The 24,170-nt window shown below is 71.5% G+C and carries 21 protein-coding genes and 1 tRNA gene; 6 read left to right on the forward strand and 16 right to left on the reverse strand.

The features are described from left to right. Window positions 1–43 precede the first annotated feature (43 nt). Window positions 44–364 carry a ferredoxin gene (gene fdxA, locus ACFVYX_RS24680; RefSeq protein WP_015035968.1) on the reverse strand — a complete coding sequence of 107 codons (321 nt, stop codon included), beginning with the start codon at window positions 362–364 and terminating at the stop codon, window positions 44–46. Between the two features lie 112 nt (window positions 365–476). Here fdxA and ACFVYX_RS24685 point away from each other — a divergent pair, with 112 nt between their 5' ends. From ACFVYX_RS24685 to ACFVYX_RS24700, 4 genes are all read left to right on the forward strand, one after another. Then, on the forward strand, window positions 477–1,532 hold the full coding sequence (locus ACFVYX_RS24685; protein ID WP_389683629.1) for a GNAT family N-acetyltransferase: 1,056 nt from the start codon (window positions 477–479) through the stop codon (window positions 1,530–1,532). Beyond that, the gene (locus ACFVYX_RS24690) at window positions 1,529–2,593 is read left to right on the forward strand and encodes a tetratricopeptide repeat protein (protein ID WP_389683630.1); all 1,065 of its coding nucleotides are present in this window, start codon (window positions 1,529–1,531) and stop codon (window positions 2,591–2,593) included. Before ACFVYX_RS24685 ends, ACFVYX_RS24690 begins: the two co-directional genes overlap by 4 nt. Before the next feature lie 100 nt (window positions 2,594–2,693). Then, on the forward strand, window positions 2,694–4,271 hold the full coding sequence (locus tag ACFVYX_RS24695; protein ID WP_389683631.1) for a serine/threonine-protein kinase: 1,578 nt from the start codon (window positions 2,694–2,696) through the stop codon (window positions 4,269–4,271). Continuing rightward, the gene (locus tag ACFVYX_RS24700; protein ID WP_389683632.1) at window positions 4,268–5,833 is read left to right on the forward strand and encodes a protein kinase; all 1,566 of its coding nucleotides are present in this window, start codon (window positions 4,268–4,270) and stop codon (window positions 5,831–5,833) included. The genes ACFVYX_RS24695 and ACFVYX_RS24700 overlap by 4 nt, the downstream gene beginning before the upstream one ends. Window positions 5,834–5,879: 46 nt before the next feature. Here the strand turns inward: ACFVYX_RS24700 and ACFVYX_RS24705 are convergent. Further along, window positions 5,880–5,954: transfer RNA gene (locus ACFVYX_RS24705), tRNA-Val, on the reverse strand. Window positions 5,955–6,194: 240 nt separating this feature from the next. Between ACFVYX_RS24705 and ACFVYX_RS24710 the strand changes: the two genes are divergently transcribed. Next, window positions 6,195–6,557: a DUF1304 domain-containing protein gene (locus ACFVYX_RS24710; RefSeq protein ID WP_389683633.1), complete on the forward strand. Its 363-nt coding sequence runs from the start codon at window positions 6,195–6,197 to the stop codon at window positions 6,555–6,557. 187 nt (window positions 6,558–6,744) lie between these two features. Here the strand turns inward: ACFVYX_RS24710 and ACFVYX_RS24715 are convergent, their stop codons facing one another. The 4 genes from ACFVYX_RS24715 to ACFVYX_RS24730 form a co-directional block, all read right to left on the reverse strand. Continuing rightward, the gene (locus ACFVYX_RS24715; protein ID WP_389683634.1) at window positions 6,745–8,946 is read right to left on the reverse strand and encodes a hypothetical protein; all 2,202 of its coding nucleotides are present in this window, start codon (window positions 8,944–8,946) and stop codon (window positions 6,745–6,747) included. A gap of 175 nt (window positions 8,947–9,121) precedes the next feature. After that, window positions 9,122–9,493, reverse strand: coding sequence for a DUF6113 family protein (locus tag ACFVYX_RS24720; RefSeq protein WP_389683635.1), 372 nt, complete (start codon window positions 9,491–9,493; stop codon window positions 9,122–9,124). Continuing rightward, a complete protein-coding gene (gene mshB / locus ACFVYX_RS24725; RefSeq protein ID WP_389683636.1) occupies window positions 9,490–10,380 on the reverse strand; it encodes an N-acetyl-1-D-myo-inositol-2-amino-2-deoxy-alpha-D-glucopyranoside deacetylase in 891 nt (296 codons plus the stop codon). The genes ACFVYX_RS24720 and mshB overlap by 4 nt, the downstream gene beginning before the upstream one ends. A gap of 51 nt (window positions 10,381–10,431) precedes the next feature. After that, window positions 10,432–10,626 (reverse strand): hypothetical protein, encoded by a 195-nt coding sequence (locus ACFVYX_RS24730; RefSeq protein WP_030207665.1) that lies wholly within the window; start codon window positions 10,624–10,626, stop codon window positions 10,432–10,434. Between the two features lie 181 nt (window positions 10,627–10,807). On the opposite strand from ACFVYX_RS24730, the gene ACFVYX_RS24735 reads away from it, so the two are divergent. Then, window positions 10,808–12,973, forward strand: coding sequence for a prolyl oligopeptidase family serine peptidase (locus ACFVYX_RS24735; protein ID WP_389683637.1), 2,166 nt, complete (start codon window positions 10,808–10,810; stop codon window positions 12,971–12,973). Between the two features lies 1 nt (window position 12,974). Here ACFVYX_RS24735 and ACFVYX_RS24740 read toward each other — a convergent pair whose 3' ends face one another. The 10 genes from ACFVYX_RS24740 to ACFVYX_RS24785 form a co-directional block, all read right to left on the reverse strand. Then, a complete protein-coding gene (locus ACFVYX_RS24740) occupies window positions 12,975–13,913 on the reverse strand; it encodes a hypothetical protein (RefSeq protein ID WP_389683638.1) in 939 nt (312 codons plus the stop codon). 178 nt (window positions 13,914–14,091) lie between these two features. Continuing rightward, entirely contained in the window at window positions 14,092–15,201 is a 1,110-nt protein-coding gene (locus ACFVYX_RS24745; protein ID WP_389683639.1) for an ABC transporter ATP-binding protein, read from the reverse strand. Next, the gene (locus tag ACFVYX_RS24750; RefSeq protein WP_389683641.1) at window positions 15,194–16,177 is read right to left on the reverse strand and encodes an ABC transporter ATP-binding protein; all 984 of its coding nucleotides are present in this window, start codon (window positions 16,175–16,177) and stop codon (window positions 15,194–15,196) included. Before ACFVYX_RS24750 ends, ACFVYX_RS24745 begins: the two co-directional genes overlap by 8 nt. A gap of 6 nt (window positions 16,178–16,183) precedes the next feature. Further along, window positions 16,184–17,170: an ABC transporter permease gene (locus ACFVYX_RS24755; RefSeq protein ID WP_389683642.1), complete on the reverse strand. Its 987-nt coding sequence runs from the start codon at window positions 17,168–17,170 to the stop codon at window positions 16,184–16,186. Then, the gene (locus tag ACFVYX_RS24760) at window positions 17,163–18,086 is read right to left on the reverse strand and encodes an ABC transporter permease (protein ID WP_389683643.1); all 924 of its coding nucleotides are present in this window, start codon (window positions 18,084–18,086) and stop codon (window positions 17,163–17,165) included. The genes ACFVYX_RS24755 and ACFVYX_RS24760 overlap by 8 nt, the downstream gene beginning before the upstream one ends. A 104-nt stretch (window positions 18,087–18,190) precedes the next feature. Beyond that, on the reverse strand, window positions 18,191–19,816 hold the full coding sequence (locus ACFVYX_RS24765) for an ABC transporter substrate-binding protein (protein WP_389683644.1): 1,626 nt from the start codon (window positions 19,814–19,816) through the stop codon (window positions 18,191–18,193). A 230-nt stretch (window positions 19,817–20,046) separates the two neighbouring features. Further along, the gene (locus ACFVYX_RS24770; protein WP_389683645.1) at window positions 20,047–21,156 is read right to left on the reverse strand and encodes an ABC transporter ATP-binding protein; all 1,110 of its coding nucleotides are present in this window, start codon (window positions 21,154–21,156) and stop codon (window positions 20,047–20,049) included. Then, a complete protein-coding gene (locus tag ACFVYX_RS24775) occupies window positions 21,149–22,207 on the reverse strand; it encodes an ABC transporter ATP-binding protein (protein ID WP_389683646.1) in 1,059 nt (352 codons plus the stop codon). Before ACFVYX_RS24775 ends, ACFVYX_RS24770 begins: the two co-directional genes overlap by 8 nt. A 14-nt stretch (window positions 22,208–22,221) precedes the next feature. Beyond that, entirely contained in the window at window positions 22,222–23,172 is a 951-nt protein-coding gene (locus ACFVYX_RS24780) for an ABC transporter permease (RefSeq protein ID WP_389683647.1), read from the reverse strand. Then, window positions 23,165–24,097: an ABC transporter permease gene (locus ACFVYX_RS24785; RefSeq protein WP_389683703.1), complete on the reverse strand. Its 933-nt coding sequence runs from the start codon at window positions 24,095–24,097 to the stop codon at window positions 23,165–23,167. Before ACFVYX_RS24785 ends, ACFVYX_RS24780 begins: the two co-directional genes overlap by 8 nt. Window positions 24,098–24,170 lie beyond the last annotated feature (73 nt).

Below are 24,170 nucleotides of genomic sequence, written 5' to 3' on the forward strand. Positions count from 1 at the left end.
TCCCGCACGGCGGCCGACGCCGTGCGGGACCGGGTGCGGTCGATCAGCCGTTCTGCGGCGGCAGGGCGGCGATGAAGGGGTGGTCACGCTCGATCTCGCCGAGCTTGGAGGCACCACCGGGCGAACCGAGCTCGTCGAAGAACTCGACGTTCGCCTTGTAGTAGTCCTTCCACTCCTCCGGGGTGTCGTCCTCGTAGAAGATCGCCTCGACCGGGCAGACCGGCTCACAGGCCCCGCAGTCGACGCATTCGTCCGGGTGGATGTACAAGGACCGCTTGCCCTCGTAGATGCAGTCGACGGGGCACTCCTCGATGCACGCCTTGTCCTTCACGTCGACACAAGGCTGCGCGATGACGTAGGTCACGCTGTCGTTCCTCCTCGATAGGGCTGGTCTGCGCGGGAGCGCGGCGTCGTCGATGCCCGCACCTAGTATCTCCGTTCTTGGGGGCGATCCGAACAGGAGGGGCGGAGAAGCTGTGGAATTCATCGGCGGAGGACGTCTTGAGGTCCGCATCAGCAGCGCTGACGTGGGAAAACGTGTCTCCGTTCGGTACGTGACAGAGTCACCGGCGGCGGGGGGCAGGTTCACCGACGCGGTCGGAGTTCTCACATCATGGGATGACTCTGTGTTGCTGATCACACGAAAGAGCGGCGAGAGCGTCCGGATCCCGGACTCCGCACTCGTCGCGGGCAAGGTCGTCCCGGCCGCCCCCGCACGCCGTCGTGGCCCCTCGGCGACCTTCCCCGAGCTGGCCCGGGCCACCGCGCGCGCGTGGCAGCCGGTCGAGAGCGAAGCCCTCGGCGAGTGGACCCTGCGGGCCTCGTTCCAGGAGGTACCGCCCGAAGGGCGTCCTGGAGGGGCGGTGGCCGGGCGACGGGTGGGCTTCACCCGGCGCGCCAACTCCGTCCTCCCGCTGGGTGATCCGGGCCTGCCGGTCGCCGACGCCCTGACGCACGTACGCGCGTGGTACGCGGCCCGGAGCCTCCCCGCGTACGTGCAGGCCGCCACCGGCGCCGAAGGCACCCAGGAGCTGCTCTGCGCCGCGCTCGACCGGCACGGCTGGCGGATCGAGGTCTCCGCCGAGGTCCGGATCGCGGCGCTGGCCCCGATCGGCGACCTGGACACCGACGTCTCCGCCGTACGCCTCTCCCGCACCGTCGACGAACCGTGGCTGCGCCGCTACCAGCGCTTCGGCGAACCGGGCCCGGACGTACTGAAGGTCCTCACCTCGGGTCCGAGTGTGTGGTTCGCGACCGTGGCGGGCACGGAAGGGGTACCCGCAGCCATCGGGCGGTGTGTCGTCGACGGGCGCTGGGCGGGCTTCATGGCCGTCGAGGTCGACCCGGCCCACCGGCGCCGCGGCCTGGCGACGACCGTCATGACGGCGCTCGCCCGGCAGGCCCTCGACGAGGGCGCCTCGGCGGCCTGGCTCCAGGTGGAGGCCGACAACGACGGCGCGCGGGCGCTGTACGACGGCATGGGCTTCACGGTCCACCACCACTACCACCACTACCGATGGGCGGAGGCGTGACGGACGAGGGACCACCGGAGGCGGGGGACGGCCCGGAGGCGGACGGCGCGGCGGACGGTGGAGAGCCGACTGCCGCGGGGGACGGCGCGGCGGACGGTGGAGAGCCGACTGCCGCGGGGGACGGCGCGGCGGACGGTGGAGAGCCGACTGCCGCGGGGGACGGCGCGGCCGGCGCGGCGCGGGACGACGAAGGGCCGGCCGGCCCGCCCGGCGGCGAAGCGGTCGGCGCCCGGGGCGGCGAGGCGGTCGACTGGCGGCGGGAGTTCGCGGAGGAGGCCAGGACCGAACGGCCCGACCTCGCGCGGCTCTGCCTCCTCATCGGCGCGGTCGCCGACCCCGCGGTCACCCGGCGCGACCTCGACGAGGCCGAGATCGAGCTCGACCGCCTCGCCGGGCTCGTCCCGTACGCGACCCGGATCACCGGCGACTGGACCGGCGAGCTCGCGGCGCTCCTCGGCCGCCACGAGGGTTTCGAGGGTGTCCCCGCCGACTACCAGCGTCTGGAGTCCTCACTGCTGCACGAGGTGCTCCGGCGCCGCCGTGGCCTGCCCATCCTGCTCTCCGTCGTCTGGATGGAGGTCGCACGCCGGGCCGGCGCCCCCGTGTACGGGCTCGGGCTGCCCGGCCACTTCGTCGTCGGCTTCGGCGACCCGGCCGACCTGAACCTCGCCGACCCCTTCGCCGGCGGGCGCCCCATGACCGGCACGGACGCCGAACTCCTGGTCGCCGGCGCGACGGGCGAGGCCCTCGACCGCTCGATGCTCCGGCCCGCCGAGCCCGGCGCGATCGTGCTGCGCGTCCTCAACAACATCCGCGCCTGGGCGGCGCCCCGACCGGAACGCTCCGACGTGGCCCTGTGGGCGGTGGAGCTCTCCCTGCTGCTCCCCTCCCACCCGGCCAGACTCCGCTACGAGCGCGCCGAGCTGCTCGTCCAGCGCGGCCAGTTCCTGACCGGAGCGGCCGAGATGGAGGCGTACGCGCAGGTGATGGACGCGGTGGACCCGGAGTCGGCGACGACGATCCGGCGCCGCGCCCAGGCGGCGCGGGCCCGGCTTAACTGACCGCTCCCGTCCGTGTCCTGCGGATCACGCGGCGGATTCGGCGAGCTCGGGGTCCGTGGGGACTAGGATCCGTTCCGCGCTCACGGGGGAGGGTGATCACATGCGTCCTTGGACGCCGAACGACCCGTCACAGGTCGGGCCGTTCCGCACGGTCGCGGTGCTGGGGCAGGGCGGAATGGGCCGGGTCCTACTCGGCGTGGCCGCCGACGGACGGCTGGTGGCCGTCAAGCAGGTGCACGACGACCTCGCCGACGACGAGGGCTTCCGGTCCCGCTTCCGGCGTGAGGTCGACGCCTCGCGCCGGGTCTCGGGGGCCTACACCGCGCCCGTGGTGGACGCCGACCCGGACGCGGCGACACCCTGGCTGGCCTCGCTCTTCCTCCCGGGACTCGCACTGAACGAGGTGCTCGCGGCGGGCGTCCTGCCCGAGGCGCCGGTACGGCAGGTGGCCGCCGGCCTCGCGCAGGCACTGGCCGACATCCACCGGGTGGGTCTCGTGCACCGGGACCTGAAGCCGTCGAACGTGATGCTCACCGACGACGGCGTCCGGGTGATCGACTTCGGCATCGCCCGCGCCGCGGACCACCTCACGAAGCTGACGCACACCGGAGCGCTCATCGGCTCCCCCGCCTTCATGGCACCCGAACAGATCCGGGGCGAGACCCCGGGTCCCGCCGCCGACATCTTCGCGCTCGGCGCCACCCTCGTCGTGGCCTGCACGGGAAAGACGCCGTTCGCAGGTACCTCCGCCCCCGGGCTCATGTACAGCATCGCCCACGAGGAACCCGACCTCGACGCCGTACCGCCCCACCTGCGCGGCCTCCTCGCGGCCTGCCTCGCCAAGGACCCGGCCCAGCGCCCCTCCCCGCGGGAACTGCTCGCCCTGATCGGGCCGGTCCCGCCGTCCGCGCGGCCCTGGCCGGAGGCCGTGCACGGGCGGATCGCGGAGCAGCGGGCGGAGATCGACCGGCTGGTGCGTGCCGCGGTGGCGACCGCGCCGGCGCCCCGGGCGGCCCCCGTTCCCCTCCCCCGGGCACGGGGCCGGGGCCGCCGGCGCTGGACGGTCGCCGCCGTCACCGCCGGAGTCCTGGCGGTCACCGGGGCGGTGGGCGCGGCGACGGGCTTGGCGGGTGACTTGTACTACACGTTCGTCGACGAGCCCGTACCGACGCCGGGGAACGTGCCGCTGAGTCAGGTCGCCGACAAGTACACGGGCGCCCTCCCGTCGTGCGCGGAGGCGGGCGCGGCGATGCGGCTGCCGGCCGGGTTCGTGCCGGAACGGGTGCAGGACGGCGGGCCGCCCACCGGCCAGAAGGACGGCGGGTCGTCGAACCAGTGCGCCTGGAACACCCGCTCCGGCGACCGGGTCGTCCTCGTGTGGGAGCTCTTCCGGGGCAAGGCCGGCGGCCCCACCGGCGCCGAACTGGCGAAGACCGACCACGAGGGCATGTACATCCGCGGCGACACCCACCGGGTCTTCGCCCTCGGGTTCGTGGAGGAGGCCCTCTGGTACAAGCCCGACGGCCGGTACTGCGTGCTGTACGCCCGGGACGTCAACCTGGACCTCTTCGTCCAGGTGAAGGGACCGAACCACCCGCTGGGCACCTGTGAGGCCCTGACCGAGGACAGCGCGAAGCAGGCGGTCGCGCTGGCGGCGACGCAGGCGGCGGCACGGTGATCCGCCCCCTGAGCCCCACCGACCCGCGCACGGCCGGCCCGTACGGGCTCCTGGCCGAACTGGGGCGCGGCGGCATGGGCCGCGTCTTCCTCGGCGCCGCGCCCGACGGGCGGCTCGCCGCCGTGAAGCAGGTCCACGCCCGGCTCGCCGCCGACGACGGCTTCCGTGCCCGGTTCCGTCGGGAGGTCGAGGCCTCCCGGAAGGTGTCCGGCGCCTGCACGGCGGCCGTGATGGCCGCCGACGCGGACGCACCCACGCCGTGGCTCGCCTCCGTGTTCGTCGCCGGGCCTTCCCTCGGGGCGGCGGTGGAACGGTCCGGCTCCCTGCCCGTCGAGACGGTACGGCGGCTCGCCGTACAACTGGCGACCGCCCTGGACGAGATCCACCGGGCGGGGCTCATCCACCGCGACCTGAAGCCGGAGAACGTCCTGCTGTCGGAGGACGGCGCCCGCGTCATCGACTTCGGTATCGCGCGGGCGGCCGAGGGCGGCGACGTCGCCGAACTCACCGCGACGGGCCTGGTCGTCGGCTCACCGGCGTTCATGTCGCCCGAGCAGGCGGAGGGCAGGGAACTCACCCCCGCGAGCGACGTGTTCTCCCTGGGCTCGGTCCTGGTCCTCGCGGCGACCGGCGCGAGCCCGTTCGCCGCCGCGTCGACACTCCAGTCGCTCTACGACGTCGTCCACACCGAACCCGACCTCTCCGCCGTGCCCCAGGAGCTGCGAGGCCTCGTGACGTGGTGCCTGGCCAAGGACCCGACGGCCCGGCCGGCCCCTGCCCAGCTCCTCGCCGCGCTCGGCCCGGCGGTTCCGGCGGCCCGCCCGTGGCCGCCCGCCGTCCACGCGATGGCCGCCGACCAGCAGCGGGCCGTCGACCGCCTCCTCGCCCGGGGCGACGACCATCCTGAGCGCACGGTGGTCGTCCCGCGCGGCGGAGGCTCCGCCGCGCCGACCGCCGTGGCCACCCGGCTCTCCGCCGCACCCGCCCGACGGCGACGACGGGGGCCGCTCGTCGCGGCCGTCGTGGCCCTGTGCGTGCTCGGCGCCGGGGCCTGGTGGTACGTACGGGAGGAAGGCGCGGCCGGGCCACCGGACCGCTACGTCACGATGCCGATCTGCGCGGAGGTGGCCCCCGGTCTCCCGCTGCCGGAACGGCGGGCGGACCAGGACGCGTACTCCGAGTACTCGGACCGCGCCGAGACCAGCTGCTCGTGGCACGACAAGGACGAACCGCAGCCGGACGGCTGGAACTACTACGCCCACGCCACGGTCGGCTGGAACCTCCGTCGCAGCGCGGGCACGAAGGAGAACGCCACGGAACGGCAGCGGAGCGAGTTCGCGGACGACGCGGAGGGCGAACGCCCGGAGAACGGCCTCACGTTCGCCGACGAGGCCTTCTGGAGCGGCCCGAGCGACGAGCGGACGACGTGCACGCTGTACGCGCGCACGGGGAACCTGATCGTGTCCGTGAGCCTGGGAGGCAGGAGACATCCGGCCGAGACGTGCGAACGGGAGGCCAGGGGCATCGCGGAGGCGGCGGTGCGGGCGATGCCGCGCGCCTGAGCGGAAGAGCGTCCGGGCCGGGGAAGGCCGGGGAGGGGAAGAAGGGGGCGGGGCGACCGGATTCGAACCGGCGTCCTCCGAGATGTCATCGCGGCGCATTACCTCTGTGCTACGACCCCGCCCTTGGACGTCATCGTAGGCGGCGAGGGGCGTACGGGCGAACCATATTCACGTCCTCGCGGACCTCCGCGTGAACCGCCGGAGGGCGCCGAGACGGAGCCGAGCGAGAGAGTCATGGCCCCGATCGGAGCGGAGCCCCGGAGGGACGTGCCGGGCGGGCTTCCGGCGCGGCCGACCTCTTTCCGCTCCGCACGCTCGCGTCGCGCGGCTTCCCGGCCGGGCACGGCGGCAGAATGCGGACATGCCGCTGACCGCCGACATCCTCGTCGCCCTCGTCGCCCTGCTGCACGCCTACATCCTCGTGATGGAGATGTTCCTGTGGCAGAAGCCGATCGGCCGTCGCTTCTCCGGCTTCGACGCCGCCCTGGCCCGTGACACCGCCGCCATGGCCGCCAACCAGGGTCTCTACAACGGCTTCCTCGCCGCCGGTCTGGTCTGGGGCCTCGTCGCCGACGACCCCACCGGCTTCCGCGTCCGCGTCTTCTTCCTGTCCTGCGTCGTCATCGCCGGGATCTACGGCGCCGCCACGGCCAACCGCCGTATCCTCTTCGGCCAGGCCCTGCCGGGCGCGCTCGCCCTTTCCGCCGTCCTCGTGTCCCACTGACAGCCCCCGGACCGTCAGAGAGAGCGAAAGGCGTGTCCCGGCCGCCTTCCCCGCCGAGGTGCGGGAGATCCAGGCGTGGCTGCGCGCCAGGCAGCAGCGGTACGGGGGCCGGTGGTGATCCGCGCGCGACGCGCGGGAGCCCCCGTCCCGGGAGGGGACGGGGGCTCGGGGCCCGGGGCGGGTGCGGTCAGCCCTCGCCGCTGAGGTCGATGGTCTTCGTGCGCTCCGCCTTCGTCCTGCCGCGCAGGGCGTCGCCCATCACGAAGGCGACGTCGTCGGCGGAGACCTCGTGCTTGGTGCCGTCACCCTTGGTGATCATGATTCCGTCGAAGGCGCCGTCGAGGAGCCGGTCGATCGCCTTCTTGTCGTAGACCTCGACCAGCCGACCGTCGACGGCCTTCATGGAGAGGATCTGCGGCAGGGACCGCGCGGGGCCGAAGTCGATGTACTTGCCGCCCGCGTAGATCCGGATCAGACCGGACATGGCGGGGGTGGCGAACTCCTTCATCGCCCGGTCGAGCTCGGCCTTGGTGACGGTCGGCCGGCGGGTGGTGACCGGCAGTTCGACGAGCCTGTTCTGGCCCGTCTCCACCTGGGCGCGGAAGGCGTCCTGGACGGAGATCATCGAGCGCTGGAGGTCGACGGCCTTGCCGGGCTTGCCCTCGACGGGGGTCACCTTGTTCGGGGCGAACAGGATGGTGCCCTCGGTCGCGGAGGCGGACGTGCCGGCGAGGTCGCGCAGCGCGACGGCGAGCTTCTCCTTGTCGACCGGGAAGACGGGCTTGGCGACCCGCTCGCCGCCGAAGAGGGAGCCGATGACGGAGACGGGGTTGTAGTCGCTGCCGGCGGCGGCGCGGACGGTCTCCTGGCTGTCGAGCGACAGGCCCGCCTTCTCGGGGGGCAGCTGTACCTTCTGGCCGCCCAGGCCGAGCTGGAGCGGGGTGGCGGCGCGCTCGCCGAGGGCCGCGTCCAGCTTGTTGACGGCCTCCTCCTTCGTACCGCCGCCGATGTCCACGCCGAGCACCGTGGTGCCCTTGGGGACGTCGGAGTGGTTGAGGAGCAGTCCCGCGCCGTAGGCGACGCCGGCGAGGCCGAAGACTCCGGCGGCGAGGAGGACCAGCTTGGAGCGGCCCTTCTTCGCGGGCGCGCGGCCGGGCGCGGACGTCTGGCGCGGCGCGGGTGCCGGGGCGGGCGCGGGGCTCGCCTGCTCCTCGATGCGGGGGGTGAGGTCCGGTCGGGCCGCCTTCGGCGGGACGACGGGGATGCCGCTGGTGAGCGTGTCCCCGGAGATGTGGCCGCTGCCGTCGTGCGCCCCGGGTCCCGGGGCCGGCGCGGGTGCCTGCGGGGTGAGGATCGCGGTGTCGTCGGACATGCGGGGGGCGCCGCCGGGGAACGGGGAGCCCGCGCCCTGGCCCGGCCTCTTGGTCTGTCCGGGACCGCCCAGGGAGACGGTGCCGGTGACCGGGCCCGTGGTGGGGCCGGTCGGCGCGGCCGCGCCCGGACCCCGGTACGCGGGCGTGCCGCCGGCCGGCGTCCCGGTGTACTTCGGGGTTCCGGCGGCGGGGGTGCCCTCGTAGCCGTGGGTCCCGTCGTACCTCGGGGTTCCGGCGCCGGGCGTGCCCTCGTAGCCCTGGCCTCCGTCGTACATCGGCGTGCCCCCGGCGGGGGTTCCGGCCGGGCCTCCGTCGTACATCGGCGTGCCCCCGGCGGGGGTCCCGCTGTACATCGGCGTGCCGCCGGCCGGTGTGCCCGTGTACATCGGCGTACTGCCCGTCGACGGGCCGCTGTCGTACAGCGGGTTGCCGGGCGTCGGCTGTGCCGTGACCGGGCGGCTCGACGGGGTGCTGCCGACGGTCGGGACGCCGGAGGTCGCGGAGCCCGCGAAGCCCGTGCCCTGGGCGTCCGGCCCGGCGGCGGCCGGCTTGGGGGCCGGGGTGGGTGCCGACGGCAGGGCGGGCGTCGGGGCCGGGCTCTGGGGCGCCGCCTTGCGGGGGGCGAACCAGTCGCTCGTCTCCTTCGCCCTGGGCGCCTCCTCGGCCTGCGGCGGCTCGGGGGCCGCCACCGGCGCGGGCTCCGGCTCCACGGCGGGAGCGGGCTCGGGCGCGGGTTCCGGCGCGGGCGTCTCGTTGACCGTCTTGCGGACGACGACCGGCGGGATCGGACGCGAACCCGGGATGTTGATCCGGATACGGGTCGTCAGGGTCGTCTCGGTCTTGGGCTCCTCCGGCGGAGCGGGCGCGGCGGTCTCCTCCGGCGCGTCCTGCGAGGGGTGGAGCGACGGATACTGGCGGGATCCGTACGGCGGTGTACCCGAGGGGTACGCGGCTCCACCGCGCCCCTGGGCGCCGGAGGACGAACTGTCAGTCTCTCGACCAGTTTCACGACTCAAAGCAGGATCTCCCGGTTGGCTCCACCGCCCGCTCTTGCTGATGCTCGTATAACCCGGGCGGTTCGGCGGCGCGCACCACCATACTGGCCGCCGCCGTCATATACCCGACCCCCGGGTGACGGACGACGGGCAATCCGGCCGAAGTCAGGGCGTCCCCGGCCTCAAGTCGACCTGTTCAAGGGGTCGGTCGCGGCAGCCGTGACAGCGTGGCGCACATCACAGCGAGGGCCATGCCTCCGAAGAGGAAGAGCAGCTCGCCGACGCCTCCGGCGAACACCCCGTCACCCTCGGGGCGTCCGAGGCTGAGCAGGATGACGGCGAGGAGCCAGCCGGCGGCGCCGGTGACGACGCCGGTCTGGGTGCCGGTGGCGCGCAGTCCGCCGTAGAAGAGGGCGGCGGTCGCGAGGAGCGCGAGGAACAGGCCGCCGGGGAGCCAGGCGGCCTGGACGAGAGCGCCGGCGGTTCCGACGAGGGCGCCGAGGACGACAAGTACCGCGCACCAGACGAACCGGGCGTTACGGGATGCGGTCGGCGTGGAGGTGCTCACGCGGTCACCCCCGCGAAGAGGTCCGTCTCGCGCTCGCCGGCGGGGGCGCCGGGGACGCCCTGGACCAACTCGTAGTACTCGGTGGTGAAGATCGGCTGGCCGAGGTCGTTGGAGAGGGCGAAGAAGGGACCGTCGACGGCGACTTGGGTGGCGTGCGCGGCCATCGCCGCGCTCTTGCGTGCCGCGTGCTCCGGTCCGGCGTCGATCGCGGCGGTGATCCGGTCCTCGTCGACGACGCCCGGGACGTCGTCGATCGCGGCGACGGCCGGGAAGACGGAGCCCTCGGCGCGCAGCCGGGCGAAAGCGGCCTCGGCGACGGGGCGGGGCACCCTGTTCCAGTAGATCTTGGCGATCGTGTGGGCGGGTCCGAGTCCGGGCCGGTAGGCCGGGTCGGCGGCGAGTTCGGCGGCGCGCATGGCGACGCGGTGGGCCTGGATGTGGTCGGGGTGGCCGTACCCGCCGTCGGGGTCGTAGGTGACGAGGACCTGCGGGCGGGTCTCCCTGATCACCTCGACGAGGTGGGGGGCGGCCGTGTCGACGTCGGTGTTCCAGAAGGCGTTGTCGCGCTTGTTCTGCTCGGCGCCCATCATCCCGGAGTCGCGGAAGCGTCCGGGGCCGCCGAGGAAACGGTGGTCGGTGACGCCCAGCTCGCGCATCGCGGCGGCCAGTTCGCCGACACGGTGGGGGCCGAGCCGGTCCTCCCGGTCGGGGGCCAGGTGGGCGAGCCCGGGCGGGATGACCTCGCCCTCCTCGCCGAGCGTGCAGGTGACGAGGGTGACGAGGGCGCCCTCGGCCGCGTACCTGGCCATGGTGGCGCCGTTGTTGATCGACTCGTCGTCCGGGTGCGCGTGCACGAGCAGCAGACGGCGGGCGGGGAGATCGGACATGTCCCCACCCTACGAGGTCGGACCGGGTGGCAGGTCAGGACGTGCGGGGTCTCAGAACTTGAGCCCGCCGACCATGTTCGCCACGTTCGTGGTGAGGGTGCTGATGGACGGAGCGATGGACGAGCTCGCCAGATAGAAGCCCAGGAGCGCGCAGACCGCCGCGTGTCCCGCCTTCAACCCGGATTTCCGGATCAGAAGGAAGACGACGATCGCCAGCAGCACCACCACGGAGATCGAGAGTGCCACGGCGGTTCACCTCCACACTTCTTCGGTCGGATATTCGAGCGGTTCGGTCGATCAGCATGTGCCAGGGGGCATGCCGATCGGATGCATACCCACCTAGCGCTACGGATCATAACTATCCGTGCGACCGCATCGATCGGCGGACAGAGGCACGAGGGGGGCGCACGGCGCTAGTTTCAGCCGCATGACCTTGTCTCGACAGCAGTCGGCCACACCCTCGGCCGGGCTCTCCTTCCCCCGTCAGCACGCGAGGACCCAGCGGTTCACCCTGGGGGTCCCGCGTGCCTTCTCGATCTCCCCGGACGCGGAGCGCGTGGTGTTCGTCAGGTCCGCTTCGGGGACGGACCGTTCGCACCGGCTCTGGGTCCTCGACCTGCCCCGGGACGGCGGCCCGCCCGGGGAGCGGGTGGCGGCCGACCCGGAGCTGCTGCTCGCCGGGGCGGAGGAGGAGTTGTCGCCGCAGGAGCGGGCGCGCCGGGAACGGAGCCGGGAGGGCTCGGCCGGCGTGGTGTCGTACGCGGTGGACGGGGCCGTGGAGTTGGCGGCGTTCGCCCTGTCGGGGCGGCTGTTCACGGCGGAGCTGCGGGCCGGGACGGCACGGGAGCTGCCGGTGCCGGGGCCGGTGATCGACCCCCGGCCCTCGCCGGACGGACGGTTCGTGGCGTACGTGACGGAGGGCGCGCTGCGGGTCGTGGGCGCGGACGGTGCGGGCGACCGGGAACTGGCCGTTCCCGAGGACGATCACGTCACCTACGGATTGGCCGAATTCATCGCCTCGGAGGAGATGGGCAGGGAGCGGGGTTTCTGGTGGTCCCCCGGCTCGGACCGGCTGCTCGTCGCCCGGGCGGACGACCGGGCGGTGCGGCGCTGGTGGATCTCCGACCCGGCGCACCCGGACCGGGAGCCGCAGCCGGTGGCGTACCCGGCGGCGGGCACCGGCAACGCGGAGGTGCGGCTGTTCGTCGTGGGCCTCGACGGGGCGCGTACGGAGGTGCGGTGGGACCGGGAGCGGTTTCCGTACCTGGCGCGGGTCCACTGGTCGGCGGCCGGGGCTCCGCTGCTCCTCGTCGAGGCGCGGGACCAGCGCGCGCAGCTGTTCCTCGCGGCGGACCCGGAGTCCGGGGAGACGAGAACCGTACGCGAGGAGACGGATCCGGTGTGGCTGGAGCTGCTGCCGGGGGTGCCGGCGTGGACCCCCGACGGGCGTCTGGTGCGCGTCACGGACGAGAGCGGGGCCCGTGCCCTGGCCGTCGGGGAGGAGACGCTCACCGATGCCGGGCTGCATGTGCGGGCCGTGCTCGACATCGGGGACGACGACGTCCTCGTGTCGGCTTCGGCGGGCGCGGACGCGGCCGTCCCCGAGACCGGTGAGGTCCATGTGTACCGGGTGACCGGCGCGGGCGCCGAGCGGCTCTCCGGGGGCGTCGGGGTGCACGGCGCGGTGCGGTCCGGGCCGGTGACCGTGCTGGTGTCGGCGCGGCCCGGGGCGCCGGGGAGTGTGGCGCGGGTGCTGCGGGACGGCGAACAGGTCGCGGTGGTGGCCTCGTACGCCAAGGAGCCGGTGATCACCGCCCGGGTGCGGCTCACGGAGGCGGGCGCCCGGCGGATCCCGTGCGCGGTGCTGCTTCCCTCGGGGTACGAGGAGGGCGACGGGCCGCTGCCGGTCCTGATGGATCCGTACGGCGGTCCGCACGGGCCCCGGGTGGTCGCCGCCCACAATCCGCATCTGACGTCCCAGTGGTTCGCCGACCAGGGCTTCGCGGTGGTCGTCGCGGACGGGCGGGGCACGCCCGGACGCTCCCCCGCCTGGGAGAAGGCGATCGCGCGGGACTTCTCGCCGACCCTCGACGACCAGGTGGAGGCCCTCCAGGGACTCGCGGGGCGCTTCCCGCTCGACCTGGGCCGGGTCGCGATCCGCGGCTGGTCGTACGGCGGGTACCTGGCGGCGCGGGCGGTGCTCCAGCGGCCCGACGTGTTCCACGCGGCCGTCGCCGGTGCGCCGGTGACGGACTGGCGGCTGTACGACACCCACTACACGGAGCGGTACCTGGGCACCCCGCAGGACGATCCGGAGGTGTACGCGGCGCAGTCGCTGCTCACCGACGACGGGCTTTCGGGTCCTGAGGTGCCGGAGCGGCCGATGATGATCGTCCACGGTCTCGCGGACGACAACGTGGTCGTCGCGCACGCGCTGCGGCTCTCCTCCGCGCTCCTCGCCGCCGGGCGGCCGCACGAGGTGCTGCCGCTGACCGGGGTCACGCACATGACGCCTCAGGAGCAGGTGGCGGAGAACCTGCTCCTGCTCCAGGTGGACTTCCTGAGGCGGTCCCTGGGGCTGCGCGAGGACTGAGTCACCAGCCGGGCGGCGGCGGGTACGGCGGCGCCGGGGGCGGCATCCGGGCCGGTGGGAAGGCGCCGGGTGCGGCGGCGGGGGCGCCGCGCCCGGCGAGAAGGACGAGCACCGCGATTCCGGCGAGCACTCCGAAGCAGGCGCTGAGGACGTCCATCTGTTCGGCCGTCGTGATGTCCCCGAAGCGGCCGACGAGTTCGTAGCGGGCTGTCCGCGCGGTCTCGGCGATGCCGCCGGCCACGAGGAACACCCCGGCGAGCAGCCCGTAGGACCGGCTGTGGCGGGCCCGCACGAAGGCGGAGACGGCGGCCGTGCCGTACAGGGCGGTGAGGACGAGGGAGAGCCAGCCGGGCGGCGGCGCGAGATCCGCCCTGAGGACGGACCGGCCGCCGATGAACCGGTCGACGGTGATCTCCAGGGGCAGTTCGGTGGCCCAGTACAGCTCCCACAGGACCGTGACGAGCGTGGCCACGGCGAGCAGGATCCCGGCGGCGATCGCGGGGCCGGTGCGGGGGCGGGTGGCCGGCTGCTCGTACGAGGCGGTGACGGGGCGGCGGCCGGCGGCCGCGGTGATGACGAGACCGGCGGCGAGGGCCAGTTCGAGGAACGCGGTGACGAGGGCCCCGCTCGCGGGTGCCCACAGTCCGGGCAGTCGCAGGGCGAGGGTGACGGCGCCGGTCGCGGCGAGCGCGGAGGCCGCGTGGCGCGAGCGGAGGGCGGCGACGGCGGTGGCGGCGGAGACGGCGAGGAGCACCGGGTCGATGAGCGAGGTGGCGGACCGCCCCCGGATGAGGAAGTGGTGGTCCCCCGCCCAGTACCACGCGAGGTCGGCGGGCGAGCCGAGCGCGGCGAGGTCCTTGAGGATCCACACGGCGGCGATGAGGGCGAGCGCGGCGCAGAGCGCGGCGCCCGTGAGACGTGCCGGTCGTGTCACAGTCACGGTCCCGATACTCTCGGTCGCCATCCGCCGAAACAAGCGGTTCCGCGTTTCCCGCCGGTGGCGGACGGCCGGCCGGGGCGCCATGACGTCCCGGCCGGCCACGGCACCCGCACGGCCGTACGTCGTCGACTGTGCCGTGTCCGTATATCGGTGCCGCTTCCGTCAAGTTGCCCGGGCGTTAAGGCTTTTCGGGTTTCCGGAAGAAGCGGCGCCTGGGCGGCGTGTCGGGTTCGTCCGTGTCGTGCTCCGGGGGGACGACCTGCTTCTCCTCGGCGAAGTGGCAGGCCGAGGGGTGTCTCGCCGGGCTGTCCGTGAGCCGGAACTCCGCGGGGACGGCGAGGAGCGGGACTTCCAGGGCGCAGCGTTCCTGGGCCTTCCAGCAGCGGGTGCGGAAGCGGCAGCCGGAGGGGATGTTGGCCGGGGAGGGGACGTCGCCGGTGAGGATGATGCGTTCGCGGTGGGCCCGCGCCTCGGGGTCGGGGACGGGGACGGCGGAGAGCAGCGCCTGGGTGTAGGGGTGGGTGGGGTGGTCGTAGATCTGGGTGTCGGTGCCGATCTCGACGATCCGGCCGAGGTACATGACGCCGACGCGGTCGGAGATGTGCCGGACGATCGACAGGTCGTGGGCGATGAAGACGTACGACAGGGAGAACTCGGTCTGGAGGTTCTCCAGGAGGTTGACGACCTGCGCCTGGACGGAGACGTCGAGCGCGGAGACGGGCTCGTCGGCGACGATGATCTCGGGCTGGAGGGCGAGGCCGCGGGCGATGCCGATGCGCTGGCGCTGGCCGCCGGAGAACTGGTGCGGGTAGCGGTTGATGTACTCGGGGTTGAGGCCGACGACGTCGAGGAGGTCCTGGACCTTCTGCCGGCGGGAGCCCTTGGGGGCGACCTCGGGGTGGATCTCGTACGGTTCGCCGATGATGTCGCCGACCGTCATGCGCGGGTTGAGCGAGGTGTACGGGTCCTGGAACACCATCTGGATGTTGCGGCGGACGGCCTTGAGCGCGCGGGGGGAGAGCCTGCTGATGTCCTCGCCCTTGTAGCGGATGGAGCCGGACGTCGGCCGTTCCAGGTTGACGAGCATCTTCGCCACGGTCGACTTGCCGCAGCCCGATTCGCCGACGATCCCGAGGGTCTCTCCCGCGGCGAGGTCGAAGTCGACGCCGTCGACCGCCCTGACGGCGCCGACCTGCTTCTTGAAGAGGATGCCCTGGGTGAGCGGGTAGTGCTTGTGGAGGTCCCGGACTTCGAGGATCGCCTCGGCCGACCCGGTCGACTCAGCCATGGAGGCACTCCTTCCAGAAGTGGCAGGCGCTGGTGCGCGGCACGGGGGACTCGGTCACCTCGTACAGCGGGGGCACCTCGGTCCGGCAGCGGTCCCTGGCGAGGGGACAGCGGGGGTTGAAGGCGCAGCCGGGCGGGATGTTCAGCAGGTTGGGCGGCAGGCCCTTGATCGCGTACAGCTCCTGGCCCTTCTGGTCCAGGCGCGGGATCGATTCGAGGAGGCCCTTGGTGTAGGGGTGGGCGGGGGCCTTGTAGATCTCGTGGACGGGGGCGCGTTCGACGATCCGGCCGGCGTACATGACGGCGATCTTGTCGGCGACGTCGGCGACGACGCCGAGGTCGTGGGTGATGAGGATGAGTCCCATGTGGAGCTCGCGCTGGAGTTCGGCGAGGAGGTCCATGACCTGCGCCTGGACGGTGACGTCGAGGGCGGTGGTGGGCTCGTCGGCGATGATCAGTTCGGGTTCGAGGGCGAGCGCCATGGCGATCATGATGCGCTGGCGCATGCCGCCGGAGAACTGGTGCGGGTACTGACCGACGCGTTCCTTGGCGGCGGGGATGCGCACCCGGTCCATCAGCTCGACGGCCCTGGCCCTGGAGTCCTTGCGCGACATGCCCTTGTGGACCTGGAACATCTCGCCGAGCTGGTCGCCGACGCTGAGGACGGGGTTGAGGGAGGACAGGGCGTCCTGGAAGACCATCGCCATCTTGGCGCCCCGGATCTTGCGTCGTTCCTCCTCCTTGAGCTTCAGGAGGTCCTGGCCCTGGAAGAGGATCTCGCCCTGGGTGATCTTCCCCGGGGGCATGTCGAGGATGCCCATGACGGCCTGGGCGGTGACGGACTTGCCGGAGCCGGACTCGCCGAGGACGGCGAGGGTCTCGCCGGCGTCGACGGAGTAGTCGACGCCGTTGACCGCCTTGGCGACCCCGTCCCGGGTGTGGAACTCCACGTGCAGGTCGCGCACTTCGAGCAGCATGGGTCCCTACCTCAGCTTGGGGTCGAGGGCGTCGCGCACGGCGTCGCCGAGCATGATGAAGGCGAGCACGGTGATGGCGAGCGCGCCGGAGGGCCAGAGCAGCATGTGGGGCGCGTTGCGCACGTAGGCGGCTGCCGAGGAGATGTCGATGCCCCAGGAGACGGTGGGGGGTTTGAGGCCGACGCCGAGGAAGGAGAGCGTGGCTTCGAGCGCGATGTACGTACCGAGGGCGATGGTCGCGACGACGATGACGGGCGCGAGGGCGTTGGGCGCGATGTGGCGGAGCAGCATCCGTGAGTTGGAGGCGCCGAGGGCGCGGGCGGCCTGCACGTAGTCGTTCTGTTTGACGGTGATGACGGAGCCGCGGGCGATGCGGGAGATCTGCGGCCAGCCGAGGAGCACCATGAAGCCGATGACGGGCCAGACGCTGTTGTTGCTGACGACGGAGAGCAGGACGAGGCCGCCGAGGATGACGGGGATCGCGAAGAAGACGTCGGTGATGCGGGAGAGGAAGCCGTCCCAGGCGCCGCCGTAGAAGCCGGCGAGGCCGCCGAGGACGGAGCCGAGGAGGGTGACGCCGAGGGTGGCGAAGACGCCGACCTGGACGGAGGCCCTGGCTCCGTAGACGGTGCGGGTGTAGACGTCGCAGCCCTGGCCGTTGAAGCCGAAGGGGTGACCGGGCTGGGATCCCTCCTGCGCCTTGGAGAGGTCGCAGTCGAGGGGGTTGCCGCTCGCGATGAGCTGCGGCCAGATGGCGATGACCACGAGGAAGAGGATGATCAGGCCGGAGACGATGAAGATCGGATTCCGGCGCAGGTCGTGCCAGGCGTCGGACCAGAGGGAGCGGGGTTTCCGGTCGGGGCCGGTGCCTTCGGGGCCGCCCGGGTTCTTCTCCAGGGTCTCGGCCTCGGCCATCGCGAGGTCGTAGGCGCCGCCGCCTCCGGTCGGGGCGATGGCCTGGCCTTCGTACGGCTGCTCGGGCTGCTCAGGCATAGCGGATCCTCGGGTCAAGGACGGCGTACAGGAGGTCGACGAGCAGATTCGCCACCAGGAAGACCAGGACGAGAACGGTCACGAAGCCGACGACGGTCTGGGTGTTCTGGCGGAGGATGCCTTGGTAGAGCTGGTAGCCGACGCCGTGGATGTTGAAGATCCGTTCGGTGACGATGGCTCCGCCCATGAGCGCGCCGACGTCGGTGCCGATGAAGGTCACCACGGGGATGAGGCTGTTGCGCAGCAGGTGGCGGGTGATGACCCGGCGGCGGGGCAGTCCCTTGGCCACGGCGGTGCGGACGTAGTCGGCGCGCTTGTTCTCGGCGATGGAGGTCCGGGTGAGCCGGGTGACGTACGCGAGGGAGACCGAGGCGAGGACGAGGCCGGGGACGATCAGCTCGTCGATCGGGGCGTCGGTGGAGACGGCCGGTCTGATCCAGCCCCATTTCACGCCGAGGAGGAGCTGGAGCAGCAGGCCGGTGACGAAGGTCGGGACCGAGATGACGACCAGGGTCAGCAGCAGCACCGTGGTGTCGACGGGGCGGCCGCGCCTGAGGCCGGTGAGGACGCCGAGGCTGATGCCGATGACGATCTCGAAGACGATGGCGACGAGGGTGAGACGGATGGTGACCGGGAAGGCGTTCGCCATCAGCTCGGTGACCTCCTGGCCGTTGAAGGCCGTGCCGAAGTCGCCGGTGAAGACGTTGCCCATATAGGTCAGGTATTGCTGCCAGACGGGCTTGTCGAGGCCGAACTCCTTCTTGAGCTGGGCCGCGGTCGCCGGGTCGCACTGGCGGTCGCCGCACAGTCCGGCGATGGGGTCGCCCATCACGTTCACCATCAGGAAGATCAGCAGCGTGGCGCCGAAGAAGACCGGGATCATCTGCAGCAGTCGCCGGATCACATAACGACCCATGAGGGGCTCCGGGGGTTGGCTCCGGGTGGGGGGTTCCGGGGAAGGCGTACGGCCCGGCGCGGGGGTCCGCGGGCCGGGCCGTACGCCTCCGACCTGCTACGGCGTCAGTTGACCTTGATCTGGTCGTAGACCGGGACGCTGAAGGGGTTCAGGGAGACGTTGGAGACGCGCTCCGAGTAGCCGGCGCTGCCGTTCTGGTACCAGAGCGGGATGGCGCCCATGTCGTCGCGGAGGACGCCCTCGGCCTCCTGGAAGATGCCGACGGCCTTCGCGGTGTCCGGCTCGGCGTTGGCCCGGTCGATGAGCTTGTCGAACTCGGGGCTCGTCCACTTGCCGTCGTTGGACGAGGCGTTGGTGTAGTACAGCGGCTGCAGGAAGTTCTGGATGAGCGGGTAGTCCATCTGCCAGCCGGCGCGGAAGGGGCCCTGGAGCTTCTGCGTGGTGACCTGGTTGCGGTAGTCGGCGAAGGTGCCGACGGGGTTGCCGACGCAGGCGCGGTCGTTGCCGAGGGCCCGGTTGATGGAGTTGCAGACCGCGTCGACCCATTCCTTGTGGGAGCCGGTGTCGGCGTTGTACGAGATCCTCATGGTGCCGCCGGGGATGCCGCCGCCCTCTGCGACGAGCTTCTTCGCCTCGGCCGCGTCGTACTTGCAGAAGTCGCCGCAGACGTCCTTGTAGCCGCCCTCCTCGCCGAGGACCGGGGAGGTCCAGTCGACGGCCGGTGTGCGGGTCTTCTGGAAGATCGTCTCCGTGATCTGGGCGCGGTCGATGGCCCGGGAGAGGCCCTGGCGGAGCTTCTCCTGACCGGGCTTGTTCCAGGCCGCGTCGTAGAACGGGAACGACAGGGTCTGGATGATGCCGGCGGGGACGTTGATGTACCGGTCGCCGAGGTCGGCCTCGACGTTCTTGAGCTGGGAGGCGGGCACGTCGTCGACGAGGTCGAGGTTGCCGGCCGTCAGGTCGGTGTAGGCGGTGTTGTTGTCGGTGTAGACCTTGAGGGTCACACCGCCGTTCTGCGCCTTGTCGGTGCCGGGGTAGCCGTCCCAGCGCTTGAGGGCCATCTGGGAGCCCTTGGAGTACGAGTCGACGGTGTACGGGCCGTTGCCGACGGGCTTCGAGAGCCAGCCGGCGTGGTCGTCGAAAAAGGCCTTGGGGAGCGGCGCGAAGGCGGCGTAGCCGAGGGTGACGGGCCAGGTGGAGAACTTCTGGGTGAGCTTGACCGTGAAGGTCCGGGGGCCGGTGACCTTGAGGCCGGACAGGGTCTCGGCCGTCGGCTCGCCCTTCTCGGGGTGGACCTTGTCGTAGCCCTCGATCTGGCCGAAGAAGTAGGCGTTCTTCTGGTTGTTCTTCAGATGGGCGGCGTAGTTCCAGGCGTCGACGAAGGACTTGGCGGTGACCGCCTCTCCGTTGGAGAAGGTCCAGCCGTCCTTGACGGTGATCGTGAAGTTGGTCGAGTCGGTGGTCTCGATCTTCTCGGCGAGCATGTCCTTGGCCTCGCCGGTCTTCGGGTCGTACTGCTTGAGCCCGCGGAAGATCATGGAGAGGACCTTGCCGCCCTGGACCTCGTTGGTGTTGGCGGGCTCCAGCGGGTTCTGCGGGTCGCCCCACGAGGAGCTCACGATGCCGTCGGCACCGCCGCCGCCGCTGTCGTCGCCGCCACCGCAGGCGGTCGCCGCGAGGGCGACGGCGGTGGCCAGAGCGGCCCACTTGGCGTGCGTGGCTCCGCGCATGGAGTGCCTCCCGAATGTCCTCAGTCTGACTTAGGCCCCAATATCACCCGATATTGACGGGGGTGCACTTTTATGGGGGCCGGACGGAAACGCCCTTCCGGCCCGGCGGACGGAGGGACTCCCTGCGGCCCCGCGGACGGACGCCCTTCCGGCCCCGCGGACGACGAAGGGGCGCCCCGTTCCGTACGTACGGAACGGGGCGCCCCTTCTCAGGTCCGGCGCGCCGGGCGTCAGTGCACCGGGACGACCTGCTTCTCCTCGGCGAAGTGGCACGCCGAGAAGTGCGCGGCCGGGGTGTCCTGGCCCTGGAAGCGCTGCGGGACCGCGAGGAGCGGCGTCTCCTGCGCGCACTTCTCCTGCGCCTTCCAGCAACGGGTGCGGAAGCTGCAGCCCGACGGCGGGTTCGCCGGCGAGGGGACGTCACCGGTGAGGATGATCCGCTCGCGGTGCGCGCGGGCCTCCGGGTCCGGCACCGGCACCGCGGAGAGCAGTGCCTGGGTGTACGGGTGCGTCGGGTGCTCGTAGATCTGCTCGTCCGTACCGATCTCGGCCATCTTGCCGAGGTACATGACGCCGACGCGGTCCGAGATGTGCCGGACGATCGACAGGTCGTGCGCGATGAAGAGGTAGGAGAGGTTGAACTCGTCCTGGAGCTTCTCCATCAGGTTGATGACCTGCGCCTGGACGGAGACGTCCAGGGCCGACACCGGCTCGTCGCAGATGATGATCTCCGGGTTGAGCGCGAGGCCGCGGGCGATGCCGATGCGCTGGCGCTGACCGCCGGAGAACTGGTGCGGGTACCGGTTGATGTACTCCGGGTTGAGACCGACGACGTCGAGGAGCTCCTGCACCTTGCGGCGCCGGTCGCCCTTCGGGGCCACCTCGGGGTGGATGTCGAAGGGCTCCCCGATGATGTCGCCGACCGTCATGCGCGGGTTGAGCGAGGTGTACGGGTCCTGGAACACCATCTGGATGTTGCGGCGGACGGCCTTCAGCGCGCGCCCGGACAGCTTGGTGATGTCCTGGCCCTTGTAGAAGACCTCGCCGGCGGTGGCCCGCTCCAGGTTCATCAGGAGCTTGGCGACCGTGGACTTGCCACAGCCGGACTCGCCCACGATGCCGAGGGTCTCGCCCTGGTAGAGGTCGAAGGAGACCCCGTCCACGGCCTTGACCGCGCCGACGTGCTTCTTGAAGAGGATGCCCTGCGTCAGCGGGAAGTGCTTCTTCAGGTCGCGCACCTGGAGGATCGGCTCGCCGCGGCCCACGGGAGCCTCGATGGCGGCTACGGCCTCCGCCTCGGACGCGGCCACGGCCTCGTCGTTCTTGCTGAGGTCAGCCATGGATCGTCTCCTTCCAGAAGTGGCAGGCGCTCTTACGGCCCGGGAGATCCGTGCCGTCCTGCTCGGTGACCGGCGCCAGGGCCGGGATCTCCGTACGGCAGATGTCGTCGGCCTTGGGGCAGCGCGGGTTGAAGGCGCAGCCGGAGGGCACCCGGAGCAGGTTGGGCGGGAGGCCCTTGATCGCGTAGAGCTCCTGGCCCTTCTGGTCCAGGCGCGGGATCGAGTCCAGGAGACCCCGGGTGTACGGGTGGGCCGGGCGGCCGTACAGCTCGTGCACCGGCGCCTGCTCGACGATCCGGCCGGCGTACATCACGGCGATCTTGTCCGCGACGTCGGCGACGACGCCGAGGTCGTGGGTGATCAGGATCAGGCCCATGTTGTATTCCCGCTGGAGCTCCGCGAGGAGGTCCATGACCTGGGCCTGGACGGTCACGTCGAGAGCCGTGGTGGGCTCGTCGGCGATGATCAGGTCCGGCTCCAGGGCGAGCGCCATGGCGATCATGATCCGCTGGCGCATGCCGCCGGAGAACTGGTGGGGGTAGTCGGAGACCCGCGCCGCGGCGGCGGGGATCTTGACCTTGTCCATCAGCTCGATGGCCTTGACCTTGGCGTCCTTCTTGGACAGGCCCTGGTGCACCCGGAACATCTCGCCGAGCTGGTAGCCGACGCTGAGGACCGGGTTGAGGGAGGACAGCGCGTCCTGGAAGATCATCGCGATCTTCCGGCCGCGGATCTTCCGGCGCTCCTCCTCGGACATCTTCAGCATGTCCTGGCCGCGGAACAGGATCTCGCCCTGCGGGATCTTGCCGGGCGGCATGTCGAGGATGCCCATGATGGCCTGCGCGGTGACGGACTTGCCGGAGCCGGACTCGCCGAGGACGGCGAGGGTCTCGCCGGCGTTCACCGAGTAGTTGACACCGTTGACCGCCTTGGCCACACCGTCACGGGTGTGGAACTCGACGTGCAGGTCGCGGACTTCGAGCAGCGGACCGTTGAAGTCGGATCCGTCGCGCGGCGCGGGGACGGCCGCGGTCTTGTCGATGATGCTCATCTTTTACGCCCTCCTCAGCGCAGCTTGGGGTCGAGGGCGTTGCGGACGGCTTCGCCGAGCATGATGAACGCCAGAACGGTGAGGCTCAGCATGATCGACGGGTACAGCAGGATGTGCTGCGACGTACGGATCGCCTGAACACCCGCGGAGATGTCGACACCCCACGAGACGGTCGGGGAGGCAAGGCCCAGGCCCAGGTAGGACAGGGTGGCCTCGGCCGAGATGTAGCCGCCGAGCGCGATGGTCGCGACGACGATCACGGGGGCCATGGCGTTGGGCAGGATGTGCCGGAAGAGGATCCGGCTGGTGCCGGCGCCGAGGGCCTTCGCCGCGTGGACGTAGTCGGCGTGCTTGACCGTGATCACGGCGCCGCGCATGACGCGGGCCATCTGCGTCCAGCCGAGGAAGGCGAGGGCGAAGACGACGACCCAGACGGTCCGCTCGACGAACGCCTGGAGGACGACCATGGCGCCGAGGAGGAACGGGATACCGAAGAAGATGTCGGTGACCCGGGACATGAGCGCGTCGATCCAGCCGCCGAAGTAGCCGGCGATCATGCCCGTGATGCCGCCGACGACGGTGACGATCGCGGTGACGCAGATGCCGACGATGATCGAGGCACGGGTGCCGTAGATCAGTCGGGCGTAGACGGACCGGCCCTGGATGTCGTAGCCGAGCCAGCCCGGGGAGCCGATGTCGCCGAGCTCCGGCTTGCCCACGTAGTGCTTGACGAGGTCACCGGTCGTGGGCGAGGCACTGGTGAAGAGGCTCGGGAAGGCGGCGATCAGCAGCAGGAAGAAGATCAGCACCGACGACACGATGAAGTACGGGTTGCGGCGCAGGTCGCTCCAGGCGTCGCCCCAGAGGCTGCGCGCCTTCTCGCCCTTGACACCGGACACGTCCACCGAGGGGGTGGCGACGGCGTCCTCGGCGGCCGCGGTCGCGGTCTTGGTCACGTCAGGCATACCGGATCCTCGGGTCCAGGACCGCGTACAGCAGGTCGATGAGCAGGCTGGTGATGAGGTAGACGACGACCAGGATCGTGACGAGGCCGACGAGGGTGGTGCCCTCGCGCCGGGTGATCGACTCGTAGATCAGACCACCGACACCCTTGACGTTGAAGATGCCTTCGGTGACGACCGCGCCGCCCATGAGGGCGCCGATGTCGGTACCGAGGAAGGTGACGACCGGGATCAGCGAGTTGCGCATCAGGTGGACGCCGATGACGCGGCTCTTCGGCAGACCCTTGGCGACGGCCGTGCGCATGTAGTCCGCGCGCAGGTTCTCCGCCATGGAGGTGCGGGTGAGCCGTGCCACATAGGCGAGGGAGAGACCGCCGAGGACGATGGCCGGAGCGATCATCTCGGAGAGCAGCTGGTCGTTGCTGACGTTCGGTGCGATCCAGTCGAGCTGGAAGGCGAACACCATCTTGATGATGAAGCCGAGCACGAAGACCGGGATCGAGATGATCAGCAGCGTGAAGATCAGGATGGCGTTGTCGGCCAGACGGCCGGCGCGGAGACCTGCGATGACGCCGAGGCCGATGCCGAAGATCAGCTCGACGGCGAAGGCGAGCGCTGCGAGCTGCAGCGTGACGGGGAACGCGTCCCCCAGCACCTCGGTGACGGGACGGTCGTTGCGGATCTGCGTCCCGAAGTCGAAGTGGAAGAGGATCCCGGTGATGTAATCCCAGTACTGCTTCAGGATGTGCTGGTCGAGACCGAGCTTGTGTCTGATCTCCGCGATGGTGGCGGGCGAAGCGCCCTTGTCACCGAACAGTCCGGCCACGGGGTCGCCGGGCAGGCTGTAGACCATGAGGAAGATCAGCAGGGTTGTCCCGAAAAAGACCGGGATCATCTGGAGCAGTCGTCGTGCGACATAGCGCCCCATCATGCCTCCGTTGAGATGTGACGGCCGCAGCCGAGGGCCCTCCCGCGACAGCCCGGCCCGATTCCGGGCACGG

This window comes from Streptomyces sp. NPDC058326 (assembly GCF_042879855.1).
Classification (GTDB): Bacteria; Actinomycetota; Actinomycetes; order Streptomycetales; family Streptomycetaceae; genus Streptomyces.

Excerpts from the sequence above, each read along its gene's own strand:
- ACFVYX_RS24695 (WP_389683631.1), top strand. The coding sequence starts at position 2,694 with ATGCGTCCTTGGACGCCGAACGACCCGTCACAGGTCGGGCCGTTCCGC.
- ACFVYX_RS24710 (WP_389683633.1), top strand. The coding sequence starts at position 6,195 with ATGCCGCTGACCGCCGACATCCTCGTCGCCCTCGTCGCCCTGCTGCAC.
- mshB (WP_389683636.1), bottom strand. The coding sequence starts at position 10,380 with ATGTCCGATCTCCCCGCCCGCCGTCTGCTGCTCGTGCACGCGCACCCG.
- ACFVYX_RS24735 (WP_389683637.1), top strand. The coding sequence starts at position 10,808 with ATGACCTTGTCTCGACAGCAGTCGGCCACACCCTCGGCCGGGCTCTCC.
- ACFVYX_RS24745 (WP_389683639.1), bottom strand. The coding sequence starts at position 15,201 with ATGGCTGAGTCGACCGGGTCGGCCGAGGCGATCCTCGAAGTCCGGGAC.
- ACFVYX_RS24750 (WP_389683641.1), bottom strand. The coding sequence starts at position 16,177 with ATGCTGCTCGAAGTGCGCGACCTGCACGTGGAGTTCCACACCCGGGAC.
- ACFVYX_RS24755 (WP_389683642.1), bottom strand. The coding sequence starts at position 17,170 with ATGCCTGAGCAGCCCGAGCAGCCGTACGAAGGCCAGGCCATCGCCCCG.
- ACFVYX_RS24760 (WP_389683643.1), bottom strand. The coding sequence starts at position 18,086 with ATGGGTCGTTATGTGATCCGGCGACTGCTGCAGATGATCCCGGTCTTC.
- ACFVYX_RS24765 (WP_389683644.1), bottom strand. The coding sequence starts at position 19,816 with ATGCGCGGAGCCACGCACGCCAAGTGGGCCGCTCTGGCCACCGCCGTC.
- ACFVYX_RS24770 (WP_389683645.1), bottom strand. The coding sequence starts at position 21,156 with ATGGCTGACCTCAGCAAGAACGACGAGGCCGTGGCCGCGTCCGAGGCG.
- ACFVYX_RS24775 (WP_389683646.1), bottom strand. The coding sequence starts at position 22,207 with ATGAGCATCATCGACAAGACCGCGGCCGTCCCCGCGCCGCGCGACGGA.
- ACFVYX_RS24780 (WP_389683647.1), bottom strand. The coding sequence starts at position 23,172 with ATGCCTGACGTGACCAAGACCGCGACCGCGGCCGCCGAGGACGCCGTC.
- ACFVYX_RS24785 (WP_389683703.1), bottom strand. The coding sequence starts at position 24,097 with ATGGGGCGCTATGTCGCACGACGACTGCTCCAGATGATCCCGGTCTTT.